General features: G+C 67.5%; 22 protein-coding genes and 1 pseudogene. 8 read left to right on the top strand and 15 right to left on the bottom strand.

Annotated elements, in window-relative coordinates:
• Positions 1–37: 37 nt before the first annotated feature.
• The 3 genes and pseudogenes from A9W99_RS13730 to glmS all read right to left on the bottom strand — a co-directional run bounded on the left by A9W99_RS13730 (position 38) and on the right by glmS (position 3,607).
• Positions 38–744: pseudogene (locus A9W99_RS13730) on the bottom strand (rhomboid-like protein).
• A 37-nt stretch (positions 745–781) separates the two neighbouring features.
• The gene (locus A9W99_RS13725; protein WP_067378501.1) at positions 782–1,633 is read right to left on the bottom strand and encodes a DUF4436 domain-containing protein; all 852 of its coding nucleotides are present in this window, start codon (positions 1,631–1,633) and stop codon (positions 782–784) included.
• 111 nt (positions 1,634–1,744) lie between these two features.
• Positions 1,745–3,607, bottom strand: coding sequence for a glutamine--fructose-6-phosphate transaminase (isomerizing) (gene glmS, locus A9W99_RS13720; protein WP_067378393.1), 1,863 nt, complete (start codon positions 3,605–3,607; stop codon positions 1,745–1,747).
• A gap of 625 nt (positions 3,608–4,232) precedes the next feature.
• On the opposite strand from glmS, the gene A9W99_RS13715 reads away from it, so the two are divergent.
• The 4 genes from A9W99_RS13715 (at position 4,233) to A9W99_RS13700 (ending at position 6,905) form a co-directional block, all read left to right on the top strand.
• Positions 4,233–4,436, top strand: a complete 204-nt coding sequence (locus tag A9W99_RS13715) for an Rv1535 family protein (protein ID WP_067378391.1) — start codon at positions 4,233–4,235, stop codon at positions 4,434–4,436.
• A 155-nt stretch (positions 4,437–4,591) separates the two neighbouring features.
• Positions 4,592–4,966: a DUF2510 domain-containing protein gene (locus A9W99_RS13710; protein WP_082929988.1), complete on the top strand. Its 375-nt coding sequence runs from the start codon at positions 4,592–4,594 to the stop codon at positions 4,964–4,966.
• Positions 4,967–4,975: 9 nt separating this feature from the next.
• Positions 4,976–5,815 carry a dienelactone hydrolase family protein gene (locus A9W99_RS13705; RefSeq protein WP_067378380.1) on the top strand — a complete coding sequence of 280 codons (840 nt, stop codon included), beginning with the start codon at positions 4,976–4,978 and terminating at the stop codon, positions 5,813–5,815.
• A gap of 46 nt (positions 5,816–5,861) precedes the next feature.
• Positions 5,862–6,905 (top strand): LLM class F420-dependent oxidoreductase, encoded by a 1,044-nt coding sequence (locus A9W99_RS13700; protein WP_067378378.1) that lies wholly within the window; start codon positions 5,862–5,864, stop codon positions 6,903–6,905.
• A 4-nt stretch (positions 6,906–6,909) separates the two neighbouring features.
• On the opposite strand, the gene A9W99_RS13695 is transcribed toward A9W99_RS13700, so the two are convergent.
• The 9 genes from A9W99_RS13695 to eccCa all read right to left on the bottom strand — a co-directional run bounded on the left by A9W99_RS13695 (position 6,910) and on the right by eccCa (position 16,859).
• On the bottom strand, positions 6,910–8,262 hold the full coding sequence (locus A9W99_RS13695; RefSeq protein ID WP_067378376.1) for a hypothetical protein: 1,353 nt from the start codon (positions 8,260–8,262) through the stop codon (positions 6,910–6,912).
• A 2-nt stretch (positions 8,263–8,264) separates the two neighbouring features.
• Complete coding sequence (locus tag A9W99_RS13690; RefSeq protein ID WP_067378373.1) at positions 8,265–8,579, bottom strand: type VII secretion target; 315 nt, start codon at positions 8,577–8,579, stop codon at positions 8,265–8,267.
• A gap of 47 nt (positions 8,580–8,626) precedes the next feature.
• On the bottom strand, positions 8,627–9,964 hold the full coding sequence (gene glmM, locus A9W99_RS13685; protein WP_067378370.1) for a phosphoglucosamine mutase: 1,338 nt from the start codon (positions 9,962–9,964) through the stop codon (positions 8,627–8,629).
• Between the two features lie 124 nt (positions 9,965–10,088).
• Complete coding sequence (rpsI, locus tag A9W99_RS13680; protein WP_067378367.1) at positions 10,089–10,568, bottom strand: 30S ribosomal protein S9; 480 nt, start codon at positions 10,566–10,568, stop codon at positions 10,089–10,091.
• Positions 10,565–11,008, bottom strand: a complete 444-nt coding sequence (gene rplM, locus A9W99_RS13675; RefSeq protein WP_067378364.1) for a 50S ribosomal protein L13 — start codon at positions 11,006–11,008, stop codon at positions 10,565–10,567. The genes rpsI and rplM overlap by 4 nt, the downstream gene beginning before the upstream one ends.
• A gap of 242 nt (positions 11,009–11,250) precedes the next feature.
• On the bottom strand, positions 11,251–11,547 hold the full coding sequence (locus A9W99_RS13670; RefSeq protein ID WP_067378361.1) for a WXG100 family type VII secretion target: 297 nt from the start codon (positions 11,545–11,547) through the stop codon (positions 11,251–11,253).
• An 11-nt stretch (positions 11,548–11,558) separates the two neighbouring features.
• The gene (locus A9W99_RS13665; RefSeq protein WP_067378358.1) at positions 11,559–11,885 is read right to left on the bottom strand and encodes a WXG100 family type VII secretion target; all 327 of its coding nucleotides are present in this window, start codon (positions 11,883–11,885) and stop codon (positions 11,559–11,561) included.
• A 61-nt stretch (positions 11,886–11,946) separates the two neighbouring features.
• Complete coding sequence (locus A9W99_RS13660) at positions 11,947–13,188, bottom strand: type VII secretion-associated protein (RefSeq protein ID WP_067378355.1); 1,242 nt, start codon at positions 13,186–13,188, stop codon at positions 11,947–11,949.
• Positions 13,185–16,859, bottom strand: coding sequence for a type VII secretion protein EccCa (eccCa, locus tag A9W99_RS13655; RefSeq protein ID WP_067378352.1), 3,675 nt, complete (start codon positions 16,857–16,859; stop codon positions 13,185–13,187). The genes A9W99_RS13660 and eccCa overlap by 4 nt, the downstream gene beginning before the upstream one ends.
• Before the next feature lie 142 nt (positions 16,860–17,001).
• On the opposite strand from eccCa, the gene eccD reads away from it, so the two are divergent.
• Together eccD and mycP are read left to right on the top strand one after the other, a co-directional pair.
• Positions 17,002–18,369 carry a type VII secretion integral membrane protein EccD gene (gene eccD / locus A9W99_RS13650; protein ID WP_067378348.1) on the top strand — a complete coding sequence of 456 codons (1,368 nt, stop codon included), beginning with the start codon at positions 17,002–17,004 and terminating at the stop codon, positions 18,367–18,369.
• The gene (gene mycP / locus A9W99_RS13645) at positions 18,369–19,688 is read left to right on the top strand and encodes a type VII secretion-associated serine protease mycosin (protein ID WP_067378344.1); all 1,320 of its coding nucleotides are present in this window, start codon (positions 18,369–18,371) and stop codon (positions 19,686–19,688) included. The genes eccD and mycP overlap by 1 nt, the downstream gene beginning before the upstream one ends.
• On the opposite strand, the gene eccB is transcribed toward mycP, so the two are convergent.
• Complete coding sequence (gene eccB / locus A9W99_RS13640; protein WP_305799921.1) at positions 19,650–21,014, bottom strand: type VII secretion protein EccB; 1,365 nt, start codon at positions 21,012–21,014, stop codon at positions 19,650–19,652. The two genes, mycP and eccB, sit on opposite strands and share 39 nt — an antisense overlap.
• 168 nt (positions 21,015–21,182) lie before the next feature.
• Here eccB and A9W99_RS13635 point away from each other — a divergent pair, with 168 nt between their 5' ends.
• Both A9W99_RS13635 and A9W99_RS13630 read left to right on the top strand, forming a co-directional pair.
• A complete protein-coding gene (locus A9W99_RS13635) occupies positions 21,183–22,013 on the top strand; it encodes a cutinase family protein (RefSeq protein WP_067378498.1) in 831 nt (276 codons plus the stop codon).
• A gap of 68 nt (positions 22,014–22,081) precedes the next feature.
• Positions 22,082–22,648, top strand: a complete 567-nt coding sequence (locus A9W99_RS13630; protein ID WP_067378338.1) for a cutinase family protein — start codon at positions 22,082–22,084, stop codon at positions 22,646–22,648.
• Between the two features lie 275 nt (positions 22,649–22,923).
• Here the strand turns inward: A9W99_RS13630 and truA are convergent, their stop codons facing one another.
• Both truA and rplQ read right to left on the bottom strand, forming a co-directional pair.
• Positions 22,924–23,796, bottom strand: a complete 873-nt coding sequence (truA, locus tag A9W99_RS13625) for a tRNA pseudouridine(38-40) synthase TruA (RefSeq protein ID WP_082929987.1) — start codon at positions 23,794–23,796, stop codon at positions 22,924–22,926.
• On the bottom strand, positions 23,762–24,355 hold the full coding sequence (rplQ, locus tag A9W99_RS13620) for a 50S ribosomal protein L17 (protein ID WP_067378332.1): 594 nt from the start codon (positions 24,353–24,355) through the stop codon (positions 23,762–23,764). Before rplQ ends, truA begins: the two co-directional genes overlap by 35 nt.
• Between the last annotated feature and the right edge of the window lie 35 nt (positions 24,356–24,390).

The following is a 24,390-nucleotide window of genomic DNA, read 5'->3' as shown; positions in this document are numbered from 1 at the left end:
TATAAGGCACGCGATTACCGTCGCGTTAACTGATCAGTTACTGCGGCAAAGTTTGGTCGCGACTCCCTCGGGCTGACTGCTCGCGGGAGCGGGACCGTCGGAGCGCGGCTTTGAGTCGTGCTGGGCGCCACTGTCTGCCGTCTCTCTCCCGGACCATCGGGTAGAACGCGAGGCCGACGAGGATCGCGGCAAAGTGGCCGATCACAGTGAAGTCCAGCCCTAGGCGGTCCATCGTGATCAACGGGAAACCAAAGATGAGAAACAGCACGGCAAGATAACCCCAGCGCCACGGCCGGGCGATGTGATAGGCGAGGACGGTGATCACACCGACCAGGAAGTAGCTGACCCCGATATCGTGGGCGTGCACATACCGCTCAGAGGCGTCATGTTTTCGATCGCCCAGTAGAGCATGCCTTCGCTGAAATACGTGGCCACGATGTGCGAGCTCAATCCCACAGCGAGCCAACGCACCTGGCCTAGCCAATGCTCTGCGGGCGCCAGGAACAGGGTGAACAGCAGCAGGTAGGCTTCCAGGCTTTTGCCGTCGATCCAGAACAGGCTGGAGAACAGCACGCCGAGCGGATCTGTCGCCAATTTGTGGAGGTTGGTGGAGCGGTGTAGCAGCAAGGTGTGCAGTTGCTGGCCGGTGAGCAGGTGTTGGCAGACGGTTGTAGTCAGCAACGCAAGCAGCCAGCTGTAGGTCAGTGGCGCGTTGCTGACGAACTGCCACACTGCCAGGCCCACGCTGCGAAGTCGTGCCTTCACCGATTCGGCCACGGGGTCAATCTTTGACGGGCTCTTCCGACTGCTTGACGACGGGTTGCAAGTGCCGCCACCAGCTGGCGACGTAGAGCAGCATCGAGATCACCAAGACGACGAGCACCCAGACGACGAGTGTGATGTCCACCCAGCCGCCGAACGGCGGCGAGCCGGGGAGCGCGTTACGCAGCGGCACCACCGCAAATAGCATCGCCGCGTACCACGTCGTCATCGGCGGCTGAAACGGTCGCCGGTCACGCAGCGTCTGAACCGCGACGAACAGGCCCAGACCGGCGATGGCGACCAGCACGCCGAGGATGACCAGTCCGAACGCCGCTGCGCTGAGCGATCGCTGCAGGCTCACGCGGTAGGGACCGACCCCGCTGTCTTCGCTGACGAGTACGTGCCAGCCAGGAAGGTCGGCGACGAACGTGACTGGGACGCGCTCGACGACGGCGTCACCGGCGCCGTGATGCAGTTCGACCTCGATCGGCCCGGAACGGTAACGATCGAACGGCCAGTCCTCGATCTCACCTGCGATGGTGAGCTGCACGGCGATGACACCGGGCAGCATCCCCCTCGTCCAGGTGATGCGGGTAGGCATCGCCGCGGACCTGACACGAAGGGTGACGTCCTGGTTCAGGTGCTGGGTTTGCGGATCCAGCAGGGCGGGTCCGGGCGAGATGGTCAGGTTGGCCGAGACGACCCGGTAGTTGGACTGGATTTCTTCCACCGACAGCCTGGCCGTGCTCCGGTCGCCGGCAGCAGGGGCTTCCGGCGGCTGCCGGAGCGTTCCGCCTTGGGCATACAACACGACCGCCGCGATGTAGGCCCCGACGAGGATGACGATCAAGCCCACGACGCCGAATTTCAAACCACACCCCCCGCTGCCGCGGCGCTTGTTCACCGGCTGAAATGCGTTTCTGCTGATGACATTTAGCACAACGAGGGCATGACCGTCGGCGATATGGCCGAAGCGGCCAAGCTATTCGACGGTGACCGACTTGGCCAGGTTGCGCGGCTTGTCCACGTCGTAACCGCGGGCCTGGGCCACCGACGCGGCGAACACCTGCAGCGGGATGGTCGACAGCAGCGGCTGCAGAAGTGTTGACACCGAAGGGATTTCGATCAGGTGATCGGCGTAGGGACGCACGGTGTCGTCGCCCTCCTCGGCAATCACAATGGTTATCGCACCGCGGCTCTGGATTTCGCGGATGTTGGACAGCAGCTTGGCGTGCAGGGTGGCCGATCCCTTGGGCGAGGGCATCACCACGATGACCGGCAGGTCGTCTTCGATCAGCGCGATCGGGCCGTGCTTGAGCTCGCCGGCGGCGAACCCCTCGGCATGCATGTAGGCCAATTCCTTGAGTTTGAGCGCGCCTTCGAGTGCGACCGGATAGCCGACGTGGCGACCCAGAAACAGCACGGCCGACGACTGGGCGAACCGGTAGGCCAGCTCGGCCACCGGCCGGACCGAAGCGATCACCTGGGCCACCAGGTCGGGCATCGCTTCCAGCTCGCGGTATTCCCGCTCGACCTCGTCGGGGTACTTGGTGCCGCGCGCCTGCGCCAAGGCCAGCCCAAGCAGGTAGTTGGCGGCTATCTGGGCCAGGAAGGTTTTCGTCGAAGCCACGCCGATCTCCGGGCCGGCGCGGGTATACAGCACCGCGTCGCACTCGCGCGGGATCTGTGAGCCGTTGGTGTTGCAGATCGCCAGCACCTTGGCTTTCTGCTCCTTGGCGTGCCGGACCGCTTCCAGCGTGTCGGCGGTTTCACCGGACTGCGAGATCGCCACCACCAGCGTGCTGCGGTCCAGCACGGGGTCGCGGTAGCGGAATTCGCTGGCCAGCTCCACTTCCACCGGCAGCCTGGTCCAGTGCTCGATGGCGTATTTCGCGAGCAGCCCGGAGTGATAGGCGGTGCCACAGGCGACGACGAAGACTTTGTCGATCTCCCGCAGTTCCTGGTCGGACAGCCGCTGCTCGTCGAGCACGATCCGGCCGTTCACGAAGTGCCCGAGCAGGGTGTCGCCGACCGCGGTGGGCTGCTCAGCGATCTCCTTGAGCATGAAGTACTCATAGCCGCCCTTTTCGGCGGCGGCCAGGTCCCAGTCGATATGGAACTCGCGGAACTCGACATCGGTGTTGCCTTCGAAGTCGCTGATCCGGTAGCCGTCGGCGGTGATCACCACAGCCTGGTCCTGGCCCAGTTCGACGGCGCGCCGGGTGTGCGGGATGAATGCCGCCACATCCGAGCCGACGAACATTTCGCCGTCGCCGACGCCCAGTACCAGTGGGGTCGACCGGCGGGCGGCGACGATGGTGCCCGGGTCGTCGGCGTTGGCGAACACCAGCGTGAAGTGGCCCTCCAGCCGGCGTAACACGGCCAGCACGGACGCAACGAAGTCCCCGGCCGTCTCGCCGTGGTGGTACTCGTGGGCGACCATGTGCACCGCCACCTCAGTGTCGGTGTCGCTGGCGAACTCCACGCCGGTGATCTCCAGCTCGTGGCGCAGCGTCGCGAAGTTCTCGATGATGCCGTTGTGGACGACGGCGATCTTGCCGGCCGCGTCCCGGTGCGGATGAGCGTTGCGATCGGTCGGGCGGCCGTGGGTGGCCCAGCGGGTGTGGCCCAGGCCAGTGGTCGCAGTCAGCTTCGATGGCGCCATTTCGGGCACCGCCGCCTCCAGGTTCGCCAGCCGGCCGGCGCGGCGCCGTACGGTCAGTTTTCCGTCGCCGACCAGGGCGATACCCGACGAGTCGTAGCCGCGGTACTCCATCCGGGCCAGTGCGTCCATGACGACCTGGCAGGCAGGACGCTGCCCGACGTAGCCGACGATTCCGCACATAGCAGACCAGGGTAGCGGCGGTCGCAAGCGCGGCGAAGTCGGGCGCAGCGGGCCGCCGCCATCCGGCAGGTGCGGCGGTCGCAAGCGCGGCGAAGTCGGGCGCAGCGGGCCGCCGCTATCCGGCAGGTGCGGCGGTCGCAAGCGCGGCGAAGTCGGCGCAGCCAGGCCAGTTGACCGGGACGCCACCCTCCAGCACACCACGGATATCGACTGCAGCGCCGTCTATGCATTTCAATTCATAGCAGATTCCTATTCGGGGAAAGCGCTTCACCTTATGTATTTCTGACGTTTTCGACGACGTCATTAATGCGTCGGTAGGGCAGACTTAAAATCCAGGCGTAGGCAACACTGGCAACGACTGAGGGACGGTTGATCCGGGAGATGAGAGCTGGTCGAGCCGCTCGTCTACCTGCGGTATCCGCATGGAAACGACTTCCTGGCCTGCTGCGTGCACGGCGTGTCAGCGAAGGAAATAAATCCGGCGCACAAATGCATACAACGGGTAACAAGACAATGTCCACGGCGGAAATAAGCGATTTCCGTGGCGATTCGAAAAATACGCAGTGCCGATCAGGCACACAGCGGTGAGATCTGGAAAAGACCCGCGTTCCATTGGAGGGAAATCATGACTGCTGTTCCGATTATCGATGAGTTGGCGACGTGGCCAGCGACCAAGCTCACGTTGGCGCCTTCGCCTAAGCGGAGTCCGCGACGGCCGATCGGCGCCGGGGACCCGATGGTGGACGCGGCAGCTCGTCTGCTGTGCATCCCGCTGCGCCACATGTACGCGGCGCTCTGGCGTGTCGGGGTGATCGACATCGTCGCCTAGGAGCCAGCGGGCGTGCTTTTAGCTGGGCATTTCCCCACGGGCGGCCGGTATCGTTTTAGCTGCCCAACCCGCCCGAAAGGCCCGCCTTGTCCTACCCGCAACACCAGACCAGCCCCGGACCCGGCTACCAGAATCCGCAGAACGACCGTTATTACATGAGGTTGATCAAGCACACCGGAGCGCTGTTCCTGTGGCACCAGCACAGCTATACGGTCACCGGCACCCTGCCGGAATGCGAAGCCGCGTACCGCTCGGCGCAGACCTATAACCTGGCCCTCGGCTGGTGGAGCATGTTCTCCCTGCTGCTGATGAACTGGATTGCGCTGTTTTCCAACATGAGCGCGATCCGGAAGGTGCGGACGATGGCGCGCGAGGGCACCGGCGGCTATATCCAGCCCGTCGCGCCGCTGCAATCCGGTCCGCCGTCAGCGCCGCCTGCGGGCTGGTATCCCAACCCGTCGGGCCCCGGACAGCGCTATTGGGACGGGACGGGGTGGACCCAGTGGACCAATCCGCCCGGTCACAGCTAACGTCGACGGGTGCCCCGCATCCGCAAGCTCTTCGCCACCCTGCGTCGTCGCGGCCCGCACCGGGTTCTGCGTGGTGACCTGGCCTTTGCCGGTCTACCCGGAGTGGTCTACACCCCCGAAGCCGGGATGAACCTGCCCGCGATCGCGTTCGGCCACGACTGGCTTACCGGTGCCGCCCGCTATTCCGGTCTGCTGGAGCATCTGGCGTCGTGGGGCATCGTGGCGGCCGCGCCCGAGACTCAGCGGGGTCTGGCTCCCTCGGTGCTCAACCTGGCGTTCGATCTTGGTACCGCGCTGGACATCGCGGCTGGTGTGCGACTGGGACCCGGCAAGATCAGTGTGCATCCCGCCAAGCTCGGCCTGGCCGGTCATGGCTTCGGCGGCTCGGCCGCTGTGTTCGCCGCCGCCGGCATGCCCAACAAGCTCGCGTCGGTGGTGCCGATATTCCCGACGGTGACCAGTCCACCGGCGGAACAGCCGGCGGTGACGCTGAAAGTTCCGGGTCTGATTTTGACCTCACCGGGCGATCCGAAAACGCTGAACTCCAACGCCCTCGGGCTTTCCCGGGCCTGGGACGCGGCCACGCTGCGCATCGTCAGCAAAGCCGAATCCGGTGGCCTGGCCGAAGGCCGCCGGCTGGCGTCGGTGCTCGGGCTGCCCGGTTCGCACCGTGCCACGCAAAGATCGGTGCGGGCGCTGGTGACCGGCTACCTGCTCTACACGCTCGGCGGCGACAAGACCTATCGCGACTTCGCCGACCCGGACGTGCAGCTTCCCAAGACCACCCCGCTCGACCCCGAAGCCGAGCCCGTCGCTCCTGAAGAGAAGATCGTCGCGCTGCTGAAGTGAGCACAGCGGAGACTTGGCCGCGCCATCGCCGTGGTAAGCATCGTTGATGCGAATCGGAATCGCCCTGGACTACTCCGGTGGCTTTCGCGAAGCCGTCGACCGGGTCGTCGAACTCGAGAAGTCCGGCATCGACATGGCCGTGGTGGCAGAGGCGTATTCTTATGACGCGATCAGCCAGCTCGGCTATCTGGCCGCCAAGACAACCAGCATCGAACTGGCGTCGGGCGTGCTTCCCATCTACATCCGCACGCCGTCGCTGCTGGCGATGACCGCGGCCGGTTTGGACTACGTGTCCGGTGGCCGGTTCAACCTCGGGATCGGCACATCCGGGCCACAGGTGATCGAGGGGTTCCACGGCGTGGAGTTCGATGTGCCGCTGGGGCGCACTCGCGAAGTCGTGGAGATCTGCCGGCAGGTGTGGCGCCGCGAGCGCGTCCAATTCGCCGGCAAGCATTATCAGGTGCCGCTGCCCGCGGATCGCGGGACGGGTCTGGGCAAGCCGCTTCAGCTCATCAATCACCCTGTGCGCGAACGTATTCCGATATCGATCGCGGCGCTGGGCCCGAAGAACGTCGAGCTCACCGCCGAGATCGCGGAAGGCTGGCAACCGGCATTCTTCTATCCCGACAAGGCCCACTTGGTATGGGGTGAGGCACTGGCGGCCGGTACCGCCAAGCGGGATCCCGGTCTGGGGCCGCTTGACGTGATGGTGGGGACGTCGTTGGCCATCGGCGACCACGTAGACGATCGGCTTGCCGCGACCAAGCCGACACTTGGGCTCTACATCGGCGGCATGGGCGCCAAGGAGCGTAACTTCTACCACAATCTCGCGACTCGCTACGGATTCGGCGAGGTCGCTGACCGGATTCAGGAGTTGTATCTTTCCGGCCGCAAGCGGGAAGCCATCGACGCGGTACCTGCCGAGTTGGCGCGCGGGATCTCGCTGATCGGCCCGCGCGGCTTCATCGCCGAACGGCTGGATGCCTTCGCCGAGGCCGGCGTCAGCACGCTTTTGGTGCGGCCGGTGAGCGGCGACCCCGCCGAAGCCGTGCGCTATGTCGAGCAGCTGCTGGAGATGCGTCCCGCCTGATTCGTCACTGTCCCGCCTGCGGCAGTTCGTCGGCGGCGATCTCGCAGGGGGATGAGGCACCGGCCGGGGCCGCCGGTGGCCCATTCGTGGGTGGCGGCACACCCGACGGCGGTGCCGGCTGCATCTCGCCGGCGGGCGGCTGACCAGGTGGTGGCGACTGGCTCGCGACCAACGGCTCGGCCGCCGGCGGCAGGTCTGCGTGTGGAGTCCCGTTGGCCGGCGGCGCCTTGATTTCCGCTGCGCTGGTCCCGCGATGCTTTCCGGCCTCGTCGGCCTGTTCAGCCGGGTCGTCGTCGAAGGGCTCCTCCGGGTCCAGCGGGCCGTCCAACGTCGACGGGTCGGACGATTGATCAGCCTGCGAACCCAGCAGGTCACCCATCGCCTCGACGATCCGGTTGGCCAGTCCGGCAAGCCCGCCGCCTCCGCCGAGTTCACCGAGTCCGCCGAGCCCGTCAAGCCCGCCGCCGCCAACCGGGGACATGGCCGCGCCGTCGGCCGGCAAGGCCCCCTGTGTAGGCACAGGTTGCGGCAACTGTTCGGCCGGCGCGGGCGGTGCCGGATCCGCCGCACGGGTGGGGAGGGTAGCGACGGGTGCGACCGCGGCGGCTGCCGCAGGTGTTGCCGGGGGGCTCGGCGAGGCCGGCTGGAACGGGTGGCCACTGGGACCGAGGTCGCCGGGGATCTCGAAGGATGCCGCCGGCGCAGCAGCGAACCGATCGGTGACCATGTCGTACGACGCCGCCACCCCGGCCTGCGTCGAACGCATCGCGGTCAGCCACTCGACGCGAACGTCGCTGTCGACGTACGGAATTATCTGCTGGCGAACCAATTCTTCGGCCGTTGCGCGATCACCTGTCCCGGTGGTGAGCGCATCGGCGGCGGCCAACCACTGCGACCGGTGGCCCTGGGTACGGTCGTCGATGTCGATGACCGTCGTGACCTTCGCGTCGAGCAGGTGCCACAGGTTATCGCGCAGCGACTCGCACCGTTGCGCGGCCGCGCGGAGTTCGGCGGCCACCACGTTTGCCGCATCGCAATGACGCTGCAGAAACCAGATGGCGGAATCGGCTCCCGGTCCTGTCCACGCGCCATCCAATACGGCGACCTGGGCACGTTGCATCCGCAGCGCTTCGGTGGCCGCGGCCGCGGCCGCGCGCAGCTCGGCGCAGTCGCTGTCGAGCGCGCGCAGGTCCAGCCCGTCCTCGCTGCCGTACCAGTCACGCAGCTGGGCGGGATGCGCGGTCAGGTCCGGATGCTGGTAGCCCAGCCCTTGGCAGGCCCGCACGTACGCCTGGGTGTGCTCGACGGCAGGCCGGCCCTCGGCGAGGCGCTCCGCGACGTTCAACCGGTCGGCCATGATCAGGCGATCCGGGCCGCTGCGTACAGTTCCGCGTCGGCGTAGCGGCCGGCGCCCACGCGCAGCGCCACGGCGATTTCACCGGCCGCCCGCGACCATTGCGACAACTCGGCGGCGAGGCGTTGCAGCCCCACCCGCAGCGCGTCACCACGGGCGACATGCGCCCGGCCCGCACTGGCCCCGTCGAAGGCCAGCCTCGCCAGGTGGTCGCAGGCGGCGCGATCAAGTAGATCGGCGGCCGCGTCGAATTGGTCGGCCGCCGCCCGTACCGCCGCCACGTCGATACCGGCATGCCCATAGCTCTTGTCGGATCTCATACCTAATCCGACGCCGGGCAGCACGCCCGGGTTCCAGCATTCTCAGCTCAGCGCTGTGCGCTCACCGCATCAGCGACCCGCGTGGCCACCCGGCGTGCGATGTCCTCTTCGGCCGCTTCCACCATCACCCGGATCATCGGTTCAGTTCCAGAGGGGCGCAACAGAATTCGCCCGGAGTCGCCCAGCTCGGCCTCGGCCTCCGCAACGGCGGCCTGCACCGAGGGCGCCGCGGCGGCCGTCGCCTTGTCGGCAACCCCCACATTGATCAGCACCTGCGGCAGCGTCTTCATCGCGGAAGCGAGGTCGGCCAGCGAACGCCCCGTCTGCGCCATGCGCGTCATCAATCGCAGGCCGGTGACAATGCCGTCGCCCGTGGAGCCCAGGGCCGGCATCACGATGTGGCCGGACTGCTCGCCACCAAGGCTGTAGTCCCCGGCGCGCAATTCCTCCAGGACGTAACGGTCGCCGACGGCGGTCGTGCGCACGCTAACGCCGGCCGAACGCATCGCCAGGTGCAACCCCAGGTTGCTCATCACGGTGGTGACCAGAGTGTTCGAAGCCAACTCGCCGGCCTCCTGCATCGCCAGCGCCAGCACCACCATGATGGCGTCGCCGTCGACCAGTTGCCCCTCGGCGTCGACGGCCAGGCACCGGTCGGCGTCGCCGTCGTGCGCCAGGCCGAGATCGGCGCGGTGGGAGATCACCGCCGAACGCAGCGAATCAAGGTGCGTCGAGCCGCACGCGTCATTGATGTTCAGCCCATTGGGCTCGGCGTGGATCGCGATGACTCGGGCGCCGCCCGCGCGATAGGCGCGCGGTGCCGCGGACGACGCCGCGCCGTGGGCGCAGTCGACGACCACGGCCAGTCCGTCGAGCCGGGTGCCGGCCGCCTTGCCCACTTGGCGCAGGTAGCGGTCCATCGCGTCGTCGGCGTCGACGACACGGCCGATTCCCACGCCGACTGGGCGCAACCCCGGTCCCGCCGCGACCAGGTCCTCGATCTCGTCTTCGGTGTCGTCGTCCAACTTGCGGCCGCCCGGGCCGAAGATCTTGATGCCGTTGTCCGGCATCGGGTTGTGCGACGCCGAGATCATCACTCCGAAGTCGGCGTCATAAGCACCGGTCAGATAGGCGACCGCGGGGGTGGGGAGCACCCCGACCCGCAGCGCGTCGACGCCCTGGCTGGTCAGGCCCGCAATCACGGCTGCCTCCAGCATCTCCCCGCTGGCCCGCGGATCGCGACCGACCACGGCGACCCGCCGGCCCGGTTCGCCCGAGCTCGCCAATCGCCCCGCCGCCGCGGCACCCAGCGCCAGTGCCAGCTCGGCGGTCAACTCACGATTGGCGACCCCGCGAACGCCATCGGTGCCGAACAGTCGACCCATGCGGACAAACCTCTCACAATCAGCGATCGTGCATATACCCACTTTTGGCCCCGAGCGTGCCTGGCGGTACGCGGACACGCCGCCGAACGCGCACAAAGATGCACGCTCGCAGCCGAAAAGTGACTCAGCGCTTGCTGTACTGCGGCGCCTTGCGGGCCTTCTTCAGTCCGTACTTCTTGCGCTCGGTGGCGCGCGGATCGCGGGTGAGGAAGCCGGCCTTCTTCAGCGCGGGCCGGTCCTCGGGCGACGCCAGGATCAGCGCCCGCGCGATGCCCAGCCGCAGGGCGCCGGCCTGACCTGACGGACCGCCGCCGTGGAGGTGGGCGAAGATGTCGAAGCTTTCCACCCGGTCCACGGTGACCAGCGGGGCCTTGATGAGCTGCTGGTGCACCTTGTTGGGGAAGTAGTCCTCCAGGCTGCGGCCGTTCAGGTTGAACTGGCCGGTGCCCGGAACCAACCGCACCCGTACCACAGCCTCCTTGCGCCGGCCGACGGTCTGAATGGGCCGGTCGAACACGAACGATTCGTGTGGCCTCGTCGAAGTCTCGGCCGGGGCCTCCGGTGTTTCCGCAGCCGGCGTGGTTTCCAGGCTGGTCTCGGTCATTGCGCCACCTGCTTGATCTCGTACGGAACCGGCTGCTGAGCGGTGTGGGGGTGCTGCGGCCCGGCATAGACGCGAAGCTTGCGCTGGATCTGCCGGCTGAGCTTGTTCTTGGGCAGCATGCCGACAATCGCCTTCTCCACAACGCGGTCGGGGTGCTTTTCCATCAGCTCGCCGATCGTGCGTTTGTGCAGGCCGCCGGGATAACCCGAATGGCGGTAAGCCATCTTGTGCTGCAGTTTGTCGCCGCTGATGGCGACCTTGTCGGCGTTGATGACGATCACGAAGTCACCGCCGTCGACATTGGGGGCGAACGTCGGCTTGTGCTTGCCGCGCAGCAGGTTGGCTGCCGCGACGGCAAGGCGGCCAAGCACCACGTCCGTGGCGTCGATGACGTACCACGACCTCGTGGTGTCACCCGCCTTGGGCGCGTATGTAGGCACAGCGCTTACCTTTTCTCTCGAGTGGATCCCGGTGCTGGCCGGGTGCCGGTCAGGCGTCTACGGCGGGGTTGGTCTCGGCGACCGACATTGACCCGAGGCCCCGCATCCCGTACGCCAACCGAGCAGCTTACCGAGGCGCATCCCCGCAGGTCAAAATGACTGTGTGGTCCCGGCGGCTCTCCTCCGTCGGGACCACACAGAGTTTGTAGGCGCGGCCGCCGCCGCGCGGTGCCTGTTAGCCGCTACCGCGCCCAGATGCCGGCGGCGCGGCGGTCTGCGTCGGCCACGCCGTCGGCGCCGTCGCGTACCGCGTTGCCGAGGTCGACCAGGATCTCGTTGAGCGCCGTCGCCGCCTGGTGCCACTTGAGCTGCTCAATCTGATACGCGGCGGCCGCTTCCCGGGTCCACCGCTGCTGCAGCGGCGCTATCTGTGACCTGAGCTCTTGCAGCGCTGCATTTAGGCGGGCCGAGGTGTGATGGATCTCCTGGCGAACGGAGTATTCGATTTCGCCGAAGTTGTACGACAGCACTGGGTCCACTGGCCATCTCCTCACAAGTTCCCGCCGGCGGCGGCGATGTGCTGGGCGTGGTGCTGGCCGGCCTCGCGCAGCACGGCTTCGTTGTGCCGAATGGTCTCGGCGATCGTGTGCAGTACGTGGTAGAGCCGCGTCGACTCGACGTTCCACCGATCCACCACATCCTTGAAGCGGGCGGCCGCCGGCCCGCCCCACACCGACGACGGCACCGAGCTCATCCTGCCGATGAACGCCTGCAGCATTGCCCGGATTTCCTCGTTGCGGGCATCGGTCGCGGCCGCGACCGACCTCATCAGGTCGAAATCGGTGCTCAGCGTGTTGGCACCTGACGGTGTGCTCACTGTTCCCCTTCCGTTCCGATATCAAGTACGACCGTGTGGGACCCGATTTGGTTCCACCGACTTATCCGATCGCGTGGGCCGACAGCACCGCCTGATCGCATGCATCGCGAACAGCGTCCTCGTCGGCTGGCCGACTCTGGCACCCGACACTGATCCGTACGGCCCCGTCCAGCAGCACCGTCCACCGCACCTGGTGTGCAGCACGCACCTCGCGGTAGGTGACCGCCGGCCGGCCGGCACTGGACCCTGCCGGATTGAAGTCGACGAATACACCCGCGGGTTCGGCATCGATGGCCTCTTTTAGCCGCTCGGCGGTCCGAGTCAGCGTCTCGCTCACGACTGGCGATTGAGTCACGTGCAACGCCACCTCAGGATCCGACGGTGACGTCACCTGGATCCGCGCCGAGCCGGGGCCGTCGAGCACCCGCTGAGTGGGCCAGTCGGCCGGAACCGTCAGCGCCACTCGGCCTTCCACCAGATACGTCGCGGGGGCCCGCGCCGCGGACAGCACGTCGTGGCGGCGCGCCGGGTCCCGCGTGGGCGCGGCCAGCACCAGCACGGCCAGGACAGCACCGGCGGCTCCGACGCCCGCAAGCTTTCGTCCGCGGGGCCCAACGGTGCCGGCGGCCGGCGGCCCCAACTCATCAGGCGGCGGCGTCGCCCCCGGCAGCCGGGCCAGTCCGGGCAGCAGACCGCCGTCTATGTGCAATACCCTCCGGGCCGTGTCGCGCACTGCATCAGTGATCGCATCCGCGAGCGCCATCGCCCCGGCGATATGACCCGGGGTGTCGATCAGCACCACCGGCGACGTGCCCCGCGTCATACCGGCGATGACGTCGGCGACGTCCCTGGCAACCGGCTGCGGGTCCGACCGCCGGGGTACCGCCTGGATTCCCGCGCCGACGATCGCCACCAACCGTTCGCCGATTTCCACGACGACCTTCTCATCGGGAGCAGCATCCGGCGACGCTCGACTCAGCAACCACGAGCGTGGTTGCACTTCTACGTCGTCGGCGTCGGGGGCCGACGCATTGGCCGCCGCGCTGATCAACCCGACACGTGTCGGCGGCCACCACGAAGGGTGCACCATGGTCACACCCGAGCCACCGCAACACAGCGACCGCAACAGGGATCGCCACAGCGAGTCGACGGCAACCGGACTTCCGTCCACCAGCGCTACCGGATCGTCAATCGCGCCCAGTGCCGCTGCGGTCATCTCCGCGTCGGCGAGCACCTCTGTGCCACAACATAATCGGCGGACAATCCCCGGTCCCGCCTCGATCACGGCGCGGTGCGGACTCATCGCGGCGGACTCCAGGCTATCTGCACCAGCCGTTCGTCACCGGCGCCGGCGATCAGAACGCCGCGGCCCGGTGGCAGCACTTCCGGACGGCTGGATCCCAACAGCGCGCCGTCATCAGGATTTCCACTCATCATCAATCCCGTGCAGCCGAGCTCCCGCAATGCTGCCAGTAGTGGCTCGAACATGGCGCGCGCAGCTCCGCCACTGCGCCGCGCGACGATCAGGTGCAAACCGAGATCGGTTGCATACGGCAGGTATTCGAGCAACTCCAGCAACGGGTTGCCAGCCGTCGCAACCAGGTCGTAGTCGTCGACCACCAGGTAGATGTCCGGCCCGGACCACCAGGACCTGGCCAGCAGTTGGGCATGGCTCAGGTGCGGCGGAGGCATCCGCATCCGCAGCGACTCGACCAAATCAGGCAACGAGGCCTGCAGGGCGGCCGGCGACATCGCATGACCGTCAACATGTTCCGAATCGACGGCGCCGAGCAGGGTGCGCCGATAGTCGACGATCAGCAGTTGCGCTTGTGCGGTGGTCTTGGTGCGGACGATCTCGCGGCACAGCAACCGCAGCGCGGCGGTTTTCCCACAATCGTTGTCCCCCAGGATCAACAGATGCGGGCTACGTTCGAAATCGACTGCGACCGGGTGAAGTCGACGTTCCTCGATGCCCAGTAGGATTTCTGGCCCGAGTTCGTCACTCGCTAACAGGTCCTCGTAGTCCACCCGAGCGGGCAGCAGCGGTATCGGAGGAGCGACCAACCCGCCATCCCGCCGCACTGCGACATCATCTCCGGGCCACGCGATCAGCATGTGCAGCCCGCCGCGAGAAAGGCCGCGCCCCGGCCGGTCGTGAGGCACCTGCTGGGCTCGCTTCCGGTCCACGTCGGAATCGGCGGGATCGCCCAGTCGCAACTCGATACGGGTGCCGAGCTGGTCCTTCAACGACGGCCTGATCTCGGCCCACCGCGACGCGGACACCACCACATGCATCCCAAACGAAAGCCCTTGGACCGCAAGGGCGGTGATCGACTCTTCCAGACCGTCGAATTCACGGCACAGACTCCCCCAGCCGTCGACGACCAGGAAGATATGACTCCATCCAGCGACGCCGTGCCCGCGCAGGCGCTCCTCTCGCGATCGCAGCACCGAGTGCAATTCGGCCACCATGCGCCCGACCAGCCTCGGCTCGGCTCGGCCGGCGACATCGCCCACGTGCGGCAAGGTGCGCAATGTGGCGAGGGTTCCACCGCCGAAGTCCAGGCAATAGAACTGCACCTGCCCCGCGTCGTGAGTGGCCGCGAGCGCCGTGATCAGCGTCCGCAACGCCGTCGATTTGCCCGATTGCGGTGCGCCCACTATCGCGACATTGCCTGCGGCCCCCGATAAGTCGGCCATCAGCGGGGTTCGGCACTGCTCGAAGGGATTGTCGACGACGCCGATCGGTACGCGCAGTATGTCCAGCCCGGAGCCCGCCTCGGACAGCACGCCGCTCAGTTCCCTCGTCGCCTCCAGTGGCGGCAGCCAAACCTGGTGTGCGGACGGTCCGTGGCCGGCCAGCCGGTCCAGCACCGCCTGCAAAACGGTACGTGCCGGTTCCCCGCTCGGCCGCATCGCGCCGGTCGCCGGGCCCGCTCCTCTGGGCGCTGCGGTGAAGAACTGTACCGATGGTGAGTCGGCGCGCATCGGCATCGTCTCCGGCTCAATCGGATTTGAGACGTATGCGGCCTGAAAGCGGACCAATTCGCCCGTCGCCGACTGCAGCAGGCCCGCGCCCGGGCTATTGGGCAGCTGATAGGCATCCAGTGTCCCCAATGCGGTCCGTGAATCGCTGGCGGACAGCGTCTTCAGGCACAGCCGATACGACAAGTGGGCCTCCAGCCCGCGCAGCCGGCCCTCGTCGAGCCGTTGACTGGCGAGCAGCAGATGTATGCCCAGGGAACGGCCGAGCCGGCCGATGGCCACGAACATGTCGGCGAAATCGGGATGCTGGCTGAGCAGTTCGGAGAACTCGTCGACAATGATGAACAGCGTCGGCAGCGGCGCTAACCGTGTGCCGGCGCGGCGCGCCTGCTCGTATGCCGCGACACTGACGAAATTGCCTGCCGCGCGAAGCACATGCTGGCGACGGTTCAGCTCACCGGCCAACGCGTCGCGCATCCGCGCAACGAGGTGTGCTTCCTCGGCGAGGTTGGTGATCACCGCGGCCACATGAGGCGCCCGGACCATGTCGAGAAACGTTGCGCCGCCTTTGAAATCGACCAGCAACAGGTTGAGCGCCGCCGGCGAGTTGCGTGCCATCATGCCCAGTGCGATCGTGCGCAGGAGCTCCGATTTACCCGAGCCAGTGGCTCCCACGCAGAGTCCGTGCGGCCCCATCCCGTGCTCGGCGGGCTCCTTGAGGTCGAGCTCCACCGGCATCCCGTCCGTCGTGTTTCCGATCGCGACGCGGAACCGATCACGGCGATCCTGGCTGCGCCACAACATGATCGGGTCGAAGGAATCGGCGTCGCCGATGCCGACCAGATCCAGCCAGCCGGCACCGCGGCCACGGCGGGATGCTTCGCCCACTCGGTAGGCCGCGAGCCGGCGGGCGCATATCACCGCGTCCAACGGCGTCATCTGGTCGGGACGCGTCAACACCTCCGCTTCGCCACCATGGCTGACCACCATCGGCACTGCGTCGCCGGTACTGCCCACAGCGATGACGCATGCGCCGGGGATGGAGCAGCCGACGGCGGGCTCGTCTGAGTCGCAGAGCACGACCACACGCGGTGGTGCGGCAACATCGGTGAGTGCCATGTGAACTTCCGCCAGCGTCGAGTACACCATGCGGGCTGAGCCGATGGCGTCGACGGTGTTCGGATGTTGGTTGTGCGGCAACCACTTCAGCCACTCCCACTCGGCGTGCCGCGGCTCGCCGATGGCACCGGCAATCAGCAACTGGTCCGGCGGGTGCAGCACGGCCAGTTGGCAGACCACGGCACGTATCAACGCCCGCACCCCGGCCGAATCGCCGTCGACCACCACGGTCTCACCGACGAGCAACGCGATCGTGACGGGTAGGTCCGCGACCGTCGAATGCGCCTGCAGGAACCGGCACAGCGCGGTAGTGGTGACCGGGTCCGACCGTTGCCCGGGCCGCGGCTCCGGCGCAATCAAACGGCTAGCGAGCGGGCGTTCTCCCAGGCCGAAGCGGGTCACACAGAAGTCGGGATCGTCGGCTCGCCGCTCCCACATCCGTGGTCCGCCGATCAGCGTCCACAACGTATCCGGGTCGGGATGGTCGCGGCGCAACGAACACTGTTGTGCTGCGCCAATTGCGGTAACGGTTCGGCGCAGGCCGCTCAGGTAGCCGAGATAGTCGACGCGGTCAGCCGCGATTTTCGCGCCTTGCCCGCCGCCACGTCCCGTCAGCGCCGACACCACCACCGACATCAGCATCACCACCGGTAGAGCCAAGAACGTGGGGTTGCGGCTGATCGCCGAGCCCGAGAAGAAGGCCGCCGCCATTACCCCGAGGCTCGCAACGGACGTCAGTGCCGGCAGCAGGCGCACCAACACGCCCGACGCTGTCGGGTGCGGTACCTCGGGCGGTGCTGCGACCGCGATGTCGGCTTCACCGACTACGAGCGGCGGACGCCGCGTAATGGACGCGAAAGTTGTTGTCATGAGAGCCTTTCCTGACAGCGTGCCGACGCTAGGTGGTGTCAAAGACCGATCGCAAGTCACCTGTGGATCGACAGATACCGCGGGACCGCAATCCCGGTAGCGTGCCGATGCGGCACCGCCACTGCGAGCCTGCGAGGGGCCAATGTTCTCTGCATCCGATCCTGGGCTGCGCCGGGTCTGCGTTCATGCCGGCGAGTCTGTCGTCGACTTGGCGCTGCCCGCCGCGGTGCCGGTCGCCACCCTGATCCCGTCTATCATCGACATCCTGGACAGCCGCAGCGCCAATCCTTTCCCGACGGGCAAAGCTGCGCGGTACCAATTGTGCCGCCCCGGCTCCTCCCCGCTTCCGTCGTCGACGACGTTGGCGCAAAACGGTATCCGCGACGGCGCCGCGCTGGTGTTGTATCCGGCCGCCGTGGACATTTCCGCGCCGGTTTGCGACGACCCGGCCGAAGCGGTGTCCGAGGCGCTGGAAATGGCCGACCCGGGCTGGAACCGGCAACGGGCGCAGCTAGCCGGTGCCACTGCCGCCGGCTGCATCACCGCGGTGGGATGCCTTGTTCTTGCCCGTAACTCCCTGTATCACAACGTATCTGGCGCGCCGGCAGTTCTGGCGCTGGCCTGCTTGGCCGCACTTGCGGGCGCCGCGCTAGCGCATCGCGGCTATCGGGATCCGGCCGCGGCTCTCACGCTCAGCGTCATCGCCATCGCTTTCGCGGCGGTTGCCGGCCTGATGTCGATTCCCGGTCCTCCAGGTGCCGCCCATGTGCTGCTGGCCGCGATGACGGCGGTTGTCGCATCCGTGTTGGCGATGCGCGTAACCGGCTGCGGCGCAATCACATTGACCGCACTGTCGTGTTTCGCGATCGTCGTCGCCGCGGCCGCGCTGGCGGCTGTACTTACCACAGCTCCGTTGCACGTCATCGGATCGGTATCCGCGCTGGTGTCGCTGGGTCTGCTGGAGGCATCCGCGCGGCTGTCCCTGACATTAGCGGGACTGTCCCCGCGTCTGACAGTCGATCAGGCCGAGCCCGCTGCCGATTGCCCGAGCTCCAAAGCCATCCGCGCGGACGCCTGGTTGACCAGCCTGTCGGCGGCATTCTCGGCGTCGGCCGCGACCGGCGCCATCGTCACCACGCTCGCCGGCCGAGGAGCAACGCGCGTTAGCTGCATCGCACTGGCCGCTCTCACCGGTGCAGCGCTGTTGCTGCGCATCAACGACGGGAGAAATGTGATCGTGTATGTTGTAAGCGGAATCGCCACGGCAGGAACAACATTCGCGATTGTCGCGGTCAGCTTGCCGACGTGCGGAGCATGGATTGCCGGGATGACCGCGTTGGCGGCTGCCGCCGCGATCTACCTCGGTTTCGTGGCTCCCGCGAAACCGCTCGCGCCCGTCGCGCGACGACGCATCGAGGTGCTGGAATGTCTGGTGCTGGTAGCGATGGTGCCGTTGACCTGCTGGGTATGTGGCCTCTACAGCGCCGTTCGCAGCATGGACCTGAGGTGATGCGTGCCGCACGCCTGCCGGCGATAACAGCGCTTCTTTTGCTGTGCGTGGCGCCCACGGCGCAAGCGGTTACACCGCCGCCGGTCGATGACAAGTGGTTGCCGCAACCGGCATTCCCTGCGCCGCCGCAGCCGACCGTGCAGTTGGAGATATGCGCGGTGCCGCCGGCCGACGATGGTCCGGACCGGTCACCACGCGACGCCGCCGCACCCACGCCGCAGTTCGCAGACCTCAACCTGCCGGCGGTCTGGCAACTCACTCGCGGTGCGGGACAACGGGTCGCGGTCATCGACACCGGCGTGGCCCGGCACCGGCGGTTGCCCAAAGTGGTGGCCGGGGGCGACTACGTCTTCACCGGCGACGGCACCCAGGATTGCGACGCACACGGGACGCTGGTAGCCGGGATTATCGCTGCCACAACCGATTTCAAATCAGACGGCTCGAGCGGCGTGGCTCCCGATGCCACGTTGATCAGCATCCGGCAGTCCAGCGCCAAGTTCGGTGCTGTGGCCAACCGGTCGAGTCGCGGGTTTGGTGACGTCGACACGATGGCGAGGGCCGTCCGGACGGCCGCCGACCTCGGCGCGTCGGTGATCAACATCTCCTCGGTTGCCTGCGTCGCCGCCGCATCGGCTCTCGACGACCGCGCGCTCGGGGCCGCGCTGGCCTACGCGGTCGACGTCAAGAACGCCGTCGTCGTCGCCGCGGCCGGCAACACCGGCGGCGCCGCGCAGTGTCCGACTCAGCGGCCCGATGCGACGTGGGAAACCGTCACGGTTGCGGTCAGCCCGGCCTGGTACGACGACTACGTGTTGACCGTCGGTTCGGTGAACGCTGACGGCGCGCCGTCGGCGTTCAGTCTCGCCGGACCGTGGGTGGACGTGGCCGCGATCGGCGAGCAGGTGACCCCGCTGGGTTCGGCGCCACTGTCCGGCACCAGTTACGCGGCGCCGGTGGTCAGCGGGTTGGCCGCGCTGATCCGGGCCCGATTTCCAGCGCTCACCGCGCGGCAGGTGATGCGACGTATCGAATCCACTGCGCACCACCCGCCCGGCGGATGGGACCCACTTGTCGGCAACGGCACGATCGATGCTCTGGCCGCGGTCAGCAGCGATCCGGTCCCGCCACCCACCACCGCCAGGGCCCAACCGGTGCCGGTAGTCGTGCCGCCGCCTCCCCGGCCGCCGGATCGTCGCGCGCGAGACACCGCCCTGCACGGCACGGTGATATGCCTGATTGTGCTGACGGCGGCGCTGGCCGCAGGCGCCGCATCGCGCCGGCTACGGCGATCCCGCAGCCAGGATGTCGCGGGCCACTGACGCGTCCTGCCGGCTCAATTCCGGCCCCGACGGCAACGCCGCCAGCACCGGCCACGGCGCCGGTGTCGCCGCCTCCGTCAAGCCCAGGTCGCTGGCTGCGTCGTCGTCGTGGATGGCAAACCGCACGCCGGTATCGGTGACGAGGTATCGCCTGCCCGCCCGCACGTAGGCGCTGCGGCCCGGCGGCAGGTAAACCGCATCCAGCGCGGGGCCGTTGCCGTCGGCTTGCGAGAGTCGCACCGGCGATTGCCCCGCTGGAACCGGCAAGCCACTGCCGACGAGGAATCCGATGTCGGCACGCCCGGCCGGTCCGGGAGCCCAGGTCGCGCACAAGGTGTTCCCGGCATCCACCGGGGTCGGCGCCCGGTCGGGAAAGCTGGCGACGGGCAGCGTGTTCACTATCGGGGCGGCGCGAATCACATCCGGCGCCACCGAGATGACGTGGGCGGCGCCACGCGAGTCGATGAACCGCAGTAGATCGGCGGTGAGCGGGCCGATTCGCTGCGCTCCAGTGACCAAGACCACGTAGTATTCCTCGCCGTCGCCGCGGGTGATGCGCAGGACGCTGCCGACCGGAAATCCGGCGAGGCTGCCCGGGGCCCGGCCGCCCGCGCCGCGGATGACAGGGGCCGTTATCGGCGGTGCCTCCGGTACGGCGCCCAGCAACGACGGTGCGACCCTGACGGGCACCCGGCCGTCCAATCGCAACGCATGCACGATCGCGGGGTCGGCAAGATCCACCGCGGCCCGTCGTCCGTCGTAGAACAGATACGCCGGCGAACCCGAGGCTGGTGCGAGCAGGAGGGCCTGCCCGGGTGCCAGACGGCGCAAGGATGCTCCCGCAGCGGGCCCGACGACTACGGTCGTCGCCGCGCCGCTATCGGTGTCACAGATCGTCCAAGCAGATTCGGCGGCGGCCAGCGGCCGGCCGAGGAATTGAGGTGCACCCGGAATCCCCAGCAGCGGACCACGTTTGGTGCGGCTCAGCTCGGACTCACGTATCGGTTGCGGGTTCGCGTCAGCCGCCGCGATCAATCGCGCCGAAGCCAGATTCAGCACCGGATGCCAGGTGTCGCCCACCCGCACGTACAGCGCTCCGGACTCCTGGCCCATCACAATCTGCGCTCGATCGAGCGCCGGCTGCGGCCGCACCAAGGAAAGTAACCCGCATCCGGCCAGCCCGGCGAACGTCAGCACACACCCGAGCGCCAACGCCGCCGCGCGCGTGCGCAGCGGGTCGCCGACCGTGCCGAGGTCTCTGCGCAGCAATGCGCACTCGAGTCGGCGCAGCAGAAATCGGTGAGCGCTGACATGCAGCCTTGTCATCGGTGGACGCGGCACTGATCCCCCAGAGAATCGGGTCGGCTCGAATTGTCTGGGCCAAAAATAGGCTTCACGCCTGTCGCAAGCTGACCATTCTGCACAGCCGTTACACCGCCGCGGACGGTTCCTGTCGCCTGTTGCGGTTAAAATTTCGGCGTGCAAATCAACCGCATGGGTCGCCGGGCCAGCTCGGGCGCTGCCGCCCTGGCCGCCACCACCGTCCTGCTGGTCACTGCGAGCGGTATTCGCGACGCCCTTCCAACGGCGTCAGCCGCTGACTGCACGGATGCCGAGGTCGTCTTCGCGCGCGGTACCAGCGAGCCACCCGGCGTCGGCCGGGTAGGCCAGGCCTTCATCGACTCCCTGCGCCAGCAGACGCCCGGCATGAACATCGGGGTCTATGCGGTGAATTACCCCGCCAGTCGCCTCCAGCTGCACGGCGGCGACGGCGCCAACGACGTCGTCTCCCACGTCAAGTCCATGGCCTCGTCGTGCCCCGCCACCAAGATCGTGCTGGGCGGCTATTCCCAGGGCGCCGATGTGATCGACATCGTCAGTGGCGTGCCGATCGGCGGCCTCAATTTCGGCAGCCCACTGCCGCCTGAGTATGCCGACAACGTCGCGGCGGTTGCGGTCTTCGGCAACGTCGCCAACCGCGCAGGCGGGTCACTGACCAGCCAGAGCGCGATGTTCGGATCCAAGGCGGTCGACTTGTGCAACCCCAGCGACCCGATCTGCCACGCGGGTCCAGGAAACGAGTGGAGCGGGCACACCGAGGGCTACGTTCCCGTCTACACCACCCAGGCAGCGACCTTCGTCGCGTCCAAGCTGTTGGCCTCCCGCGGCCAGCAGGTGCCCGGGTTCGGTTCTCAGCCGCCGGGCCTCTACCCGCAGGCTCCCGGTCCCGTCGCGCCCGGACCCGTCGCGCCCGGGCCCGTCGCACCTGATGCCGCGCACGGCTCCGTCGTGGGCGCCCCGGGGGCCGGCGTGCAGGCCCACTGAGCAACCGCCGCCAAAAGGCATAGCTAATACAAATCTTTCTGGTCTTCGCACCCTCGTACTATCGGATCATGAGGCTTCGCCGCCTCACGGCCGTCGCACTACTCGCGCCGACGTTGGGGATCGTTCCGCCATCCGCGGTCGCGGCGGCGTGCCCGGATGCTGAGGTGGTTTTCGCACGCGGCCGAGAGGAACCACCCGGCGTCGGCGCAGTCGGCGATGCATTTGTCAACTCTCTGCGCGGCAAGACACGCATGTCGGTCGGCGTGTACGGGGTCAACTACCCCGCCAACATAACCACCATCAGCGGCGCCAACGACTTGAGCGGTCACGTTCAGTTCATGGCCAGAAATTGCCCGAACACCCGCGAGGTGCTCGGCGGCTATTCACTTGGCGCTGAGGTGGTCGACCGCGCGACTTGGGGCGGGCTGCCGCCGAACAATGTCGCGGCGGTCGCCTTGTTCGGTAATGGCACCCGCCGGCTCGCGCCCGCGTTTGCCGGTAAGACGATCGATCAATGCGCGGCGGGCGATCCCATCTGTGGGAGAGGCACGAACTGGCCGTCGCACCTGCAGCCCTCATACATCAACTCCGGGCTGGTGGATCAGGCCGCCGCCTTCGCCGCAGGCAGGCTCTAGGCCCAAAGCGCTATCGCCGGTGCTATCGCATTGCGAAAGCACCGGCCGAAGATCGCAGGGACTCCTGTGGCCGATGTGACTCGCGTGCCGCGCCGCACTTGCGATCGCCGCCAAGCCAATTCGCGGCGACCCGCTGCGCCCGGCTCCGCCGCGCTTGCGATCGCTAAGCCAATTCGCGGCGACCCGCTGCGCCCGGCTCCGCCGCGCTTGCGATCGCCGCTAACCCAATTCGCGGCGACCCGCTGCGCCCGGCTCCGCCGCGCTTGCGATCGCCGCTAGCGCGTCCGCAGATCCCGGGTGATCAGATTGCGTGACTCGAGCTCGTCATCGGGCGGATAGTCCACCCCGACGAGCGTCAAACCATGCGCCGGAGCAGCCACGAAATCACTGGATCGGCCTGTCGCGCTCAGCAACTCGCGACACCAACCGACGCTGCGCCGGTGCTCGCCGACCGCGAGCAGCGCCCCGACCAACGATCGCACCATCGACCAGCAGAATGCGTCGGCCGTGACGCACGCTGTGATCAAGTCGCCGTCGCGCGACCAGTCGAACCGCTGCAACTCCCGAATCGTCGTAGCGCCGGCGCGATGCCGGCAAAAAGCCGCAAAGTCGTGCAGTCCCAACAGTTCTCGTGATGCGGAGTTCATCGCGGTCACGTCGAGGGCGCGTGGCCACGCGGTGACGTAGCGCGCCTGCAGCGGTTGCACCCCGTAGCATGCCGTCGACAATTTGTAGCTGTAGTGTCGCCGCAGCGCCGAGAACCGCGCATCGAAACCCGCTGGCGCGCGGGCAATTCCAAGGACCCGGACGTCGGCGGGCAGAAACCTGCCGAGGCGCCGCAACAGCGATGAGAATTCTCGACTGTCCCGGTCGGGCGAGCGCGGGTACGCGTTGGGCACGGCCTCCGCCCGAACATCCATGTGGGCCACCTGCCCGGTGGCATGAACGCCCGTGTCGGTGCGCCCGGCGGCGCGCAGGCGCACCGGAGTACGGAAGACGGTCGTCAGCGCCTCGTCGAGAACACCGGCGACCGTCCGCTGCCCCGGCTGCGCTGCCCAGCCGGCGAAATCGGTTCCGTCGTAGGCAATGTCGAGCCGAAGACGGACGTCCTCGCTAATTCTCAGTGGCCTCTTCGGGTTCCTCGACACTCGCCTGCGGAGCCGCGGCCGCCGCCTCTGGTGCCGCCGAAGTCTCCTCCGCCGGAGCAACTTCTTCGACGACCTCGTCGGCGGTCGGGCCCTCGGTGGCTTCCGGCTCGACCGCCGCTTGCGGCGCCGCCGCGGCCGCGACAGGTGCGGACTTCTTCGAAGCCTGCACCCGGCGCGCGCGATCGGCCTCTGCGGTCACCGTCTTCTCCCGCACCAGCTCAATCACCGCCATGGGAGCGTTATCACCCTTGCGCGGCTCGACCTTGATGATGCGGGTGTAGCCTCCGTCGCGGTCCTTGAAGAAGGGCCCGATCTCGGCGAACAACGTGTGCACCACATCCTTGTCGCGGATCTTCTTGAGTACCTCGCGGCGATTGTGCAAGGTGCCCTTCTTGGCGTGCGTGATCAGCTTTTCGGCATACGGACGCAGCGCACGTGCCTTGGGCTCGGTGGTCTTGATCCGGCCGTGCTCGAACAACGACGTAGCCAGGTTGGCCAGAATCGCCCTCTGGTGCGAAGACGACCCGCCGAGGCGAGGCCCCTTGGTGGGCTTAGGCATTGCGACTTCTCCTCAATGAGGCCGATCCCCGTATC

It is taken from the genome of Mycobacterium sp. 1164966.3, from assembly GCF_001665395.1.
Taxonomy (GTDB): Bacteria; Actinomycetota; Actinomycetes; order Mycobacteriales; family Mycobacteriaceae; genus Mycobacterium.
The sequence above is the reverse complement of the archived record's forward strand: the minus strand, read 5'-3'. Positions and strand labels throughout refer to the sequence as shown.

Excerpts from the sequence above, each read along its gene's own strand:
- glmS (WP_067378393.1), bottom strand. The coding sequence starts at position 3,607 with ATGTGCGGAATCGTCGGCTACGTCGGGCAGCGTCCTGCCTGCCAGGTC.
- A9W99_RS13715 (WP_067378391.1), top strand. The coding sequence starts at position 4,233 with ATGACTGCTGTTCCGATTATCGATGAGTTGGCGACGTGGCCAGCGACC.
- A9W99_RS13710 (WP_082929988.1), top strand. The coding sequence starts at position 4,592 with ATGAGGTTGATCAAGCACACCGGAGCGCTGTTCCTGTGGCACCAGCAC.
- A9W99_RS13700 (WP_067378378.1), top strand. The coding sequence starts at position 5,862 with ATGCGAATCGGAATCGCCCTGGACTACTCCGGTGGCTTTCGCGAAGCC.
- A9W99_RS13695 (WP_067378376.1), bottom strand. The coding sequence starts at position 8,262 with ATGGCCGACCGGTTGAACGTCGCGGAGCGCCTCGCCGAGGGCCGGCCT.
- A9W99_RS13690 (WP_067378373.1), bottom strand. The coding sequence starts at position 8,579 with ATGAGATCCGACAAGAGCTATGGGCATGCCGGTATCGACGTGGCGGCG.
- glmM (WP_067378370.1), bottom strand. The coding sequence starts at position 9,964 with ATGGGTCGACTGTTCGGCACCGATGGCGTTCGCGGGGTCGCCAATCGT.
- rpsI (WP_067378367.1), bottom strand. The coding sequence starts at position 10,568 with ATGACCGAGACCAGCCTGGAAACCACGCCGGCTGCGGAAACACCGGAG.
- A9W99_RS13660 (WP_067378355.1), bottom strand. The coding sequence starts at position 13,188 with ATGAGTCCGCACCGCGCCGTGATCGAGGCGGGACCGGGGATTGTCCGC.
- eccCa (WP_067378352.1), bottom strand. The coding sequence starts at position 16,859 with ATGACAACAACTTTCGCGTCCATTACGCGGCGTCCGCCGCTCGTAGTC.
- eccD (WP_067378348.1), top strand. The coding sequence starts at position 17,002 with ATGTTCTCTGCATCCGATCCTGGGCTGCGCCGGGTCTGCGTTCATGCC.
- mycP (WP_067378344.1), top strand. The coding sequence starts at position 18,369 with ATGCGTGCCGCACGCCTGCCGGCGATAACAGCGCTTCTTTTGCTGTGC.
- eccB (WP_305799921.1), bottom strand. The coding sequence starts at position 21,014 with ATGACAAGGCTGCATGTCAGCGCTCACCGATTTCTGCTGCGCCGACTC.
- A9W99_RS13635 (WP_067378498.1), top strand. The coding sequence starts at position 21,183 with ATGGGTCGCCGGGCCAGCTCGGGCGCTGCCGCCCTGGCCGCCACCACC.
- A9W99_RS13630 (WP_067378338.1), top strand. The coding sequence starts at position 22,082 with ATGAGGCTTCGCCGCCTCACGGCCGTCGCACTACTCGCGCCGACGTTG.
- rplQ (WP_067378332.1), bottom strand. The coding sequence starts at position 24,355 with ATGCCTAAGCCCACCAAGGGGCCTCGCCTCGGCGGGTCGTCTTCGCAC.